At 73.6% G+C, this 6,577-nt stretch carries 6 protein-coding genes; 5 read left to right on the top strand and 1 reads right to left on the bottom strand.

Going from position 1 to position 6,577, the window contains the following annotated elements; all coding sequences use genetic code 11:
• Positions 1-78 precede the first annotated feature (78 nt).
• Entirely contained in the window at positions 79-963 is an 885-nt protein-coding gene (locus tag SZN_RS34375; protein ID WP_007504332.1) for a LysR family transcriptional regulator, read from the bottom strand.
• A 119-nt stretch (positions 964-1,082) separates the two neighbouring features.
• Here SZN_RS34375 and SZN_RS34370 point away from each other — a divergent pair, with 119 nt between their 5' ends.
• The 5 genes from SZN_RS34370 to SZN_RS34350 all read left to right on the top strand — a co-directional run bounded on the left by SZN_RS34370 (position 1,083) and on the right by SZN_RS34350 (position 6,547).
• Entirely contained in the window at positions 1,083-1,754 is a 672-nt protein-coding gene (locus tag SZN_RS34370) for a succinate dehydrogenase (RefSeq protein WP_007504330.1), read from the top strand.
• 1 nt (position 1,755) lies between these two features.
• Complete coding sequence (locus SZN_RS34365; protein ID WP_007504328.1) at positions 1,756-3,708, top strand: fumarate reductase/succinate dehydrogenase flavoprotein subunit; 1,953 nt, start codon at positions 1,756-1,758, stop codon at positions 3,706-3,708.
• On the top strand, positions 3,705-4,469 hold the full coding sequence (locus tag SZN_RS34360) for a succinate dehydrogenase/fumarate reductase iron-sulfur subunit (protein ID WP_007504325.1): 765 nt from the start codon (positions 3,705-3,707) through the stop codon (positions 4,467-4,469). Before SZN_RS34365 ends, SZN_RS34360 begins: the two co-directional genes overlap by 4 nt.
• Positions 4,470-4,811: 342 nt before the next feature.
• Positions 4,812-5,582: a GNAT family N-acetyltransferase gene (locus tag SZN_RS34355; RefSeq protein ID WP_007504322.1), complete on the top strand. Its 771-nt coding sequence runs from the start codon at positions 4,812-4,814 to the stop codon at positions 5,580-5,582.
• A gap of 14 nt (positions 5,583-5,596) precedes the next feature.
• Positions 5,597-6,547 (top strand): lysophospholipid acyltransferase family protein, encoded by a 951-nt coding sequence (locus tag SZN_RS34350; RefSeq protein ID WP_007504320.1) that lies wholly within the window; start codon positions 5,597-5,599, stop codon positions 6,545-6,547.
• Positions 6,548-6,577 lie beyond the last annotated feature (30 nt).

Below are 6,577 nucleotides of genomic sequence, written 5' to 3'. Positions count from 1 at the left end.
TCCATGGCCGGCGCCTGCCCGGCTGCCCCGCCCGGCGCCTGCCTTCCGCCCCGCCCCGCCGGCCCGTGTGCGCGGGGCTCAGCGCTCCAGCAGTATCCGCTGCAGCTCGCGCGCGGCCCGCGGCGGCGCCACGTCGCTGCGGTGGGCCAGCGCGATCGTCCGGTGCAGACCGGGCCGGGCCAGCGGGGTCACCCGCAGCCCCCGGCCCGAGCGGGCCGCCACCATGCGCGGCACGACGGCCAGGCCCAGCCCCGCCCGCACGAACCCGAGCACCGCGTCCATCTCCCCGCCCTCCACCGCGAAGTCCGGCTCGAAGCCCTCGGCACGGCACGCGGCCACGGTCAGCTCCCGCAGGTCGTAGCCGTGCCGGAACATCACCAGGCGCTCGCCCTCCAGATCGGCGATCCGCACGGTGCGGCGCCCCCCGCCCGGCCGGGGGGACTCCGGCGAGGAGACCACCACCAGGTCCTCGCGCAGCAGGTCCACCGTGGTCAGCGCGGGAGAGGGGGTCGGCAGCGGCAGCACCACCAGGGCCAGGTCCAGCGCGCCGCGCGCCAGCTCCCGCACCAGGTCGTGCGAGCCGCTCTCCTCGACGAGCAGCCGGATGCCCGGATAGCGGTCGTGGAAGGCCCGCAGGACGTCCGGCAGCAGGCCCGTGCACAGGCTCGGGGTGGCGCCCAGCCGGACCCGCCCCCGGCGCAGCTGCGCCAGTTCCAGCACCTCGTGCCGGGCGGTGTCGGCGTCGGCGAGGATGCGCCGGGCCAGCGGCAGCAGCGCCTCCCCGGCGTCGGTCAGCGTGATGTTGCCGCGCGCCCGCAGGAACAGGTCCGCGCCCAACTCCCGCTCCAGCGCCCTGATCTGCTGCGACAAGGAGGGCTGCGCGACATGCACCAGATCGGCGGCGCGCGTGAAGTGCCGGGTCTCGGCGACCGTGACGAAGTACTGGAGCTGCTGGAACTGCATCCGGCCAGCATAGCCAGTGCCTATCGGAACGAGCCGCGCCATGTCTTGGACCGATGGGGCCCTTCGGCCCTAGCGTCAGGGTCATGGCTCTGGCAACGCGGACGGAACGACGGCCGTCCATGGCACGCGCGGTGTGGGACTCCACCGTCGGCAAGAAGACCGTCATGGCGGTCAGCGGACTGACCATGCTGCTGTACCTGATCGTCCACATGGCCGGCAACCTGAAGATCTTCTTCGGCGCGGACACCTTCAACGAGTACGCGCGCTGGCTGCGCACCGTCGGCGCCCCCTTCCTGCACGAGGAGTGGGCCCTGTGGCTGGTCCGGGTGGTGCTGGTCGTGGCGGTCGTCGCCCACGCCGTCTCCGCCTACCAGCTCAGCCGCCGCGACCTGCGGGCCCGCCCGGACAAGTACGTCCACAAGAAGGCCCGCGCCTCCTACGCGACCCGCACCATGCGCTGGGGCGGTGTCATCCTCGGCCTCTTCATCGTCTGGCACATCCTGGACCTGACCACGGGCACCGTGCACCCCGGCGGATTCCAGGCGGGACGCCCGTACGAGAACATCGTGGACACCTTCTCCACCTGGTACGGCAACGTGATCTACATCGTCGCGATGCTCGCCCTCGGCCTGCATGTGCGGCACGGCTTCTGGAGCGCCGCCCAGACCCTCGGCGCCGGCAGCCGCACCCGCGACCGCGCCCTCAAGGGCGTCGCCAACGTTCTCGCACTGCTGCTCACGGTCGGCTTCCTCGCCGTCCCCGTGGGCGTGATGACCGGAGTGGTGGGCTGACATGAGCGCCGCATACCTGAACTACCCGACCGGCGCGCCCGTCGCCGACACCAAGGCCCCCGCCGGGCCCGTGGCCGAGCGCTGGGACACCCGCCGCTTCGAGGCGAAGCTCGTCAACCCCGCCAACCGGCGCAAGCACACGGTGATCGTGGTGGGCACCGGCCTGGCCGGCGGCTCCGCCGGCGCCACCCTCGCCGAACAGGGCTACCACGTCGTCCAGTTCTGCTACCAGGACTCCCCGCGCCGCGCCCACTCCATCGCCGCACAGGGCGGCATCAACGCGGCGAAGAACTACCGCAACGACGGCGACTCCGTCCACCGGCTATTCTACGACACCGTCAAGGGCGGCGACTTCCGCGCCCGCGAGTCCAACGTCCACCGGCTCGCCCAGATCTCCGTCGAGATCATCGACCAGTGCGTCGCGCAGGGCGTCCCCTTCGCCCGCGAGTACGGCGGCCTGCTCGACACCCGCTCCTTCGGCGGGGTCCAGGTCTCGCGGACCTTCTACGCCCGCGGCCAGACCGGCCAGCAACTGCTGCTCGGCGCCTACCAGGCCCTCAGCCGTCAGATCGCCGCGGGCAACGTCGAGATGCACCCCCGTACCGAGATGCTGGACCTGATCGTCGTCGACGGCCGCGCCCGCGGCATCGTGGCCCGCGACCTGATCACCGGGCGGATCGACACGTACTACGCGGACGCCGTCGTCCTCGCCAGCGGCGGCTACGGCAACGTCTTCTACCTGTCGACGAACGCCATGAACTCCAACGCCACCGCGGTCTGGCGGGCCCACCGGCGCGGTGCCTGGTTCGCCAACCCCTGCTTCACCCAGATCCACCCCACCTGCGTCCCGCGCACCGGCGACCACCAGTCCAAGCTGACCCTGATGAGCGAGTCGCTGCGCAACGACGGCCGGATCTGGGTGCCGAAGGCCAAGGGCGACGACCGCCCCGCGCACCGCATCCCCGAGGACGAGCGCGACTACTACCTGGAGCGCATCTACCCCTCCTTCGGCAACCTGGTGCCCCGCGACATCGCCTCCCGCGCCGCGAAGAACGTCTGCGACGAGGGCAGGGGCGTGGGCCCCGGCGGACAGGGCGTGTACCTCGACTTCGCCGACGCCGTGCGGCGGATGGGCCGCGACGCCGTCGAGGCCAGGTACGGCAACCTCTTCGACATGTACCAGCGGATCACCGACGAGGATCCGTACGAGGTGCCCATGCGCATCTATCCGGCCGTCCACTACACGATGGGCGGACTGTGGGTCGACTACGACCTCCAGACCACCGTGCCCGGCCTGTTCGCCATCGGCGAGGCCAACTTCTCCGACCACGGCGCCAACCGGCTCGGCGCCTCCGCCCTCATGCAGGGACTGGCCGACGGCTACTTCGTGCTGCCCGCCACCATCAACGACTACCTCGCCCGCAACCCCCGCCACGAGACGGTCACCGACGAACACCCGAACGTCCAGGAGGTGCTGGCCGAGACCCAGGACCGCCTCCACCTCCTGCTCGCCGTCGACGGTGACCGCACCCCCGACTCCTTCCACCGCGAACTCGGCGAACTGATGTGGGAGTTCTGCGGCATGGCCCGTACCGACAGCGGTCTGCGCAAGGCCCTGGAGCGCATCCCGCAGATCCGCGAGGAGTTCTGGCGGCGGATCAAGGTCCCCGGCAGCGGCGAGGAGTTCAACCAGTCGCTGGAGAAGGCCAACCGCATCGTCGACTACCTGGAACTCGCCGAACTGATGTGCCTGGACGCGCTGCACCGCGAGGAGTCCTGCGGCGGACACTTCCGCGAGGAGTCGCAGACCCCGGACGGCGAGGCCGCCCGCAGGGACGACGCGTTCGCCTACGCCGCGGCCTGGGAGTTCACCGACACGGGCGCCGCTCCCGTGCTGCACAAGGAAGACCTCGTCTTCGAGTACGTCCACCCCACCCAGCGGAGCTACGCATGAAGCTCACCCTGCGCGTCTGGCGGCAGAAGAACGCCGACGCCGAAGGCGCCATGTCCACCTACCAGGTGGACGGGATCTCCTCCGACATGTCCTTCCTGGAGATGCTCGACACCCTCAACGAGGAGCTCATCCTCCGGGGCGAGGACCCCGTCGCCTTCGACCACGACTGCCGCGAGGGCATCTGCGGCGCCTGCTCGCTCGTCATCAACGGCGACGCGCACGGCCCGGAGCGCACCACCACCTGCCAGCTGCACATGCGGTCCTTCCGCGACGGCGACACCATCGACGTCGAGCCGTGGCGGGCGTCCGCCTTCCCGGTGGTCAAGGACCTGGTCGTGGACCGGTCCGCGTTCGAACGCGTCATCCAGGCCGGCGGCTACGTCACCGCGCCGACCGGCGCCGCCCCCGAGGCGCACGCCACGCCCGTCCCCAAGCCGGACGCCGACTTCGCCTTCGAGCACGCCGAGTGCATCGGCTGCGGGGCGTGCGTGGCGGCCTGCCCCAACGGGGCCGCGATGCTGTTCACCTCCGCCAAGATCAACCATCTCAACGTGCTGCCCCAGGGCGCGCCCGAGCGCGAGACGCGGGTGCTGGACATGGTGGCCGCGATGGACGACGAGGGCTTCGGCGGCTGCACCCTCGCGGGCGAGTGCGCCACCGCCTGCCCCAAGGGCATCCCCCTCATGTCCATCACCAGCATGAACAAGGAATGGCTGCGCGCCACGCGGAAGGTGAAGCGCTCACCGCACCCACCCCGTTGAGGACGGCCGCTCGGGTCCCCCCGGGGACCGGAGGCCGTCGGGGCACACACGTTCGCCCAGCGGTGCGGACGGGCGGGGCCGGGAGGTGCTCCCCGGCCCCGTCTCGCCTTCTGCGGATCCCGGCCCCGGGCACACGCCCGGTGAACGGCACCGGAGCCCGCGGCTGACCGGACGGGCACCGGAACGTGGACCCCCGGTACCGGTTCGCGCCGTTCAGCATCCGCACATGCGTTCTCCCGGCATACGTCACGTACACGCCAACCGGCCTAGGAAGAACAGGGGCGGCACGCAACGCCGCCCGCCCCTCCGCCCGCCGTCCCGGCCCGTGACCAGGAGCACGCCATGCCCGCAGCACTGACCGCCGACCGCCCCCCGCAGCCCGCCGCCCCCACCCGCTACACCGTCTCGCTCGCCCGCGACGAGGAGGACGTACGCGCCGCACAGCGGCTGCGCCACGACGTCTTCGCCGGCGAGATGGGCGCCCTGCTGACCACGCCGCAGCCGGGCCACGACATCGACGCCTTCGACGCCCACTGCGACCACCTGCTCGTCCGGGAGGAGACGTCCGGACAGGTCGTCGGCACCTACCGGCTGCTGCCCCCCGAGCGCGCCGCGGCCGCCGGCGGCCTGTACTCCGAGGGCGAGTTCGACCTCTCCGGCATCGCCGCCCTGCGCCCGGACCTGGTCGAGGTCGGCCGCTCCTGCGTGCACCCCGACCACCGCGACGGCGCCGTCATCGGCCTCATCTGGGCCGGCATCGCCCGCTACATGGTCGACCGCGGCCACGAGTGGCTGGCCGGCTGCTGCTCCGTCCCGCTCGCCGACGGCGGCGCCCTGGCCGCCGCCACCTGGGAGCGGGTCCGCGCCCGGCACCTGGCCCCGCCGGAACACCGGGTACGGCCGCTGCGCCCCTGGCACCCGCAGGCCCCCGCCCCGGCCGGCCGGACCGAGCTGCCGGCCCTGCTGCGCGGCTACCTCCGCCTCGGCGCCCGGGTGTGCGGCGAACCCGCGCACGACCCGGAGTTCGGCGTCGCCGACCTGTACGTCCTGCTGTCGATGCGCCGGGTCGACCCGCGCTATCTGCGGCACTTCCTCTCCCTCGCCCCGGCGTGACGGACACGACGGCCATGAGCGTCCCCGTGCTCGCCGGCTCCCCGGAACCGGCCGCCGCGCCCACCCGCCACGCCCCCGACGCCGGAACCCTGTGGCGGCCCAGCGCCCCCTGCGCGCCCCGCACCTGCACCGGCGCGGGCGGCCCCACCCGGCTCCCGGCCCTGGCCGCCCTGCGCTTCGCCGCCGTGCTGTTCCTGCTCCTCGCCGGATGCCTGGCCCACCTGGCCGCCGGACTGCTCGGGCGGCACCTGCCCGCCGGGGCGGTACGCCTCTGGTGCCGCTGGGTCGTCCGGGCCTGCGGCGTGCGCCCGCGGATCGACGGCGCCGCCGCACCCGACGGCGGACTGCTGCTCGTCGCCAACCACGTCTCCTGGCTGGACATCCCGCTCATCGCCGCCGTACGCCCCGCCCGGATGCTCGCCAAGTCGGAGATCCGCGCCTGGCCGGTCGCGGGCCGGCTCACCGCCCGCGGCGGCGCCCTGTTCATCGACCGCGACCGGGTCCGGGCGCTGCCCGCGACGGTGGCCCGGATCGCCGCGGCGCTGCGGTCCGGCGACGCCGTCGCCGTGTTCCCCGAGGGCAGCACCTGGTGCGGTCGCGCCCGGGGCCGCTTCCGCCGCGCCGCCTTCCAGGCCGCGCTGGACGCCGGCGTGCCCGTCCAGCCCGTCCGTCTCGACTACCGCCGCGCCGACGGCGAGACCGCCACCGCGGCCGCCTTCGTCGGCGACGACACCCTGCTCGCCTCCGTGTGGCGCGTGGCGAGCACCCGCGGACTGACCGCCGAGGTCCGCGTGGCGCGGCCGATCGCCCCGGGCAGCCACCCCGACCGCGCCCGTCTGGCCCGTGCGGCCGAGACGGCCGTCCTCCCGCCGGAGCACCCGGCCCCGGTCCCCGGGCCGCGCCGGATCGTGTTCGGTCCGCGGCCCGGCGTGCTTCCCGCCACCGGGGAGGCCCTCACCGCATGACACGCGCGGGCCGGGGGCCTCGCACCGCCC

It is taken from the genome of Streptomyces zinciresistens K42 (genome assembly GCF_000225525.1).
GTDB lineage: Bacteria > Actinomycetota > Actinomycetes > Streptomycetales > Streptomycetaceae > Streptomyces > Streptomyces zinciresistens.
This window is presented reverse-complemented; position numbering and strand designations above follow the sequence as displayed.

Coding starts and splice junctions, on each gene's coding strand:
- SZN_RS34370 (WP_007504330.1), top strand. CDS start 1,083: ATGGCACGCGCGGTGTGGGACTCCACCGTCGGCAAGAAGACCGTCATG.
- SZN_RS34375 (WP_007504332.1), bottom strand. CDS start 963: ATGCAGTTCCAGCAGCTCCAGTACTTCGTCACGGTCGCCGAGACCCGG.
- SZN_RS34360 (WP_007504325.1), top strand. CDS start 3,705: ATGAAGCTCACCCTGCGCGTCTGGCGGCAGAAGAACGCCGACGCCGAA.
- SZN_RS34365 (WP_007504328.1), top strand. CDS start 1,756: ATGAGCGCCGCATACCTGAACTACCCGACCGGCGCGCCCGTCGCCGAC.
- SZN_RS34350 (WP_007504320.1), top strand. CDS start 5,597: ATGAGCGTCCCCGTGCTCGCCGGCTCCCCGGAACCGGCCGCCGCGCCC.
- SZN_RS34355 (WP_007504322.1), top strand. CDS start 4,812: ATGCCCGCAGCACTGACCGCCGACCGCCCCCCGCAGCCCGCCGCCCCC.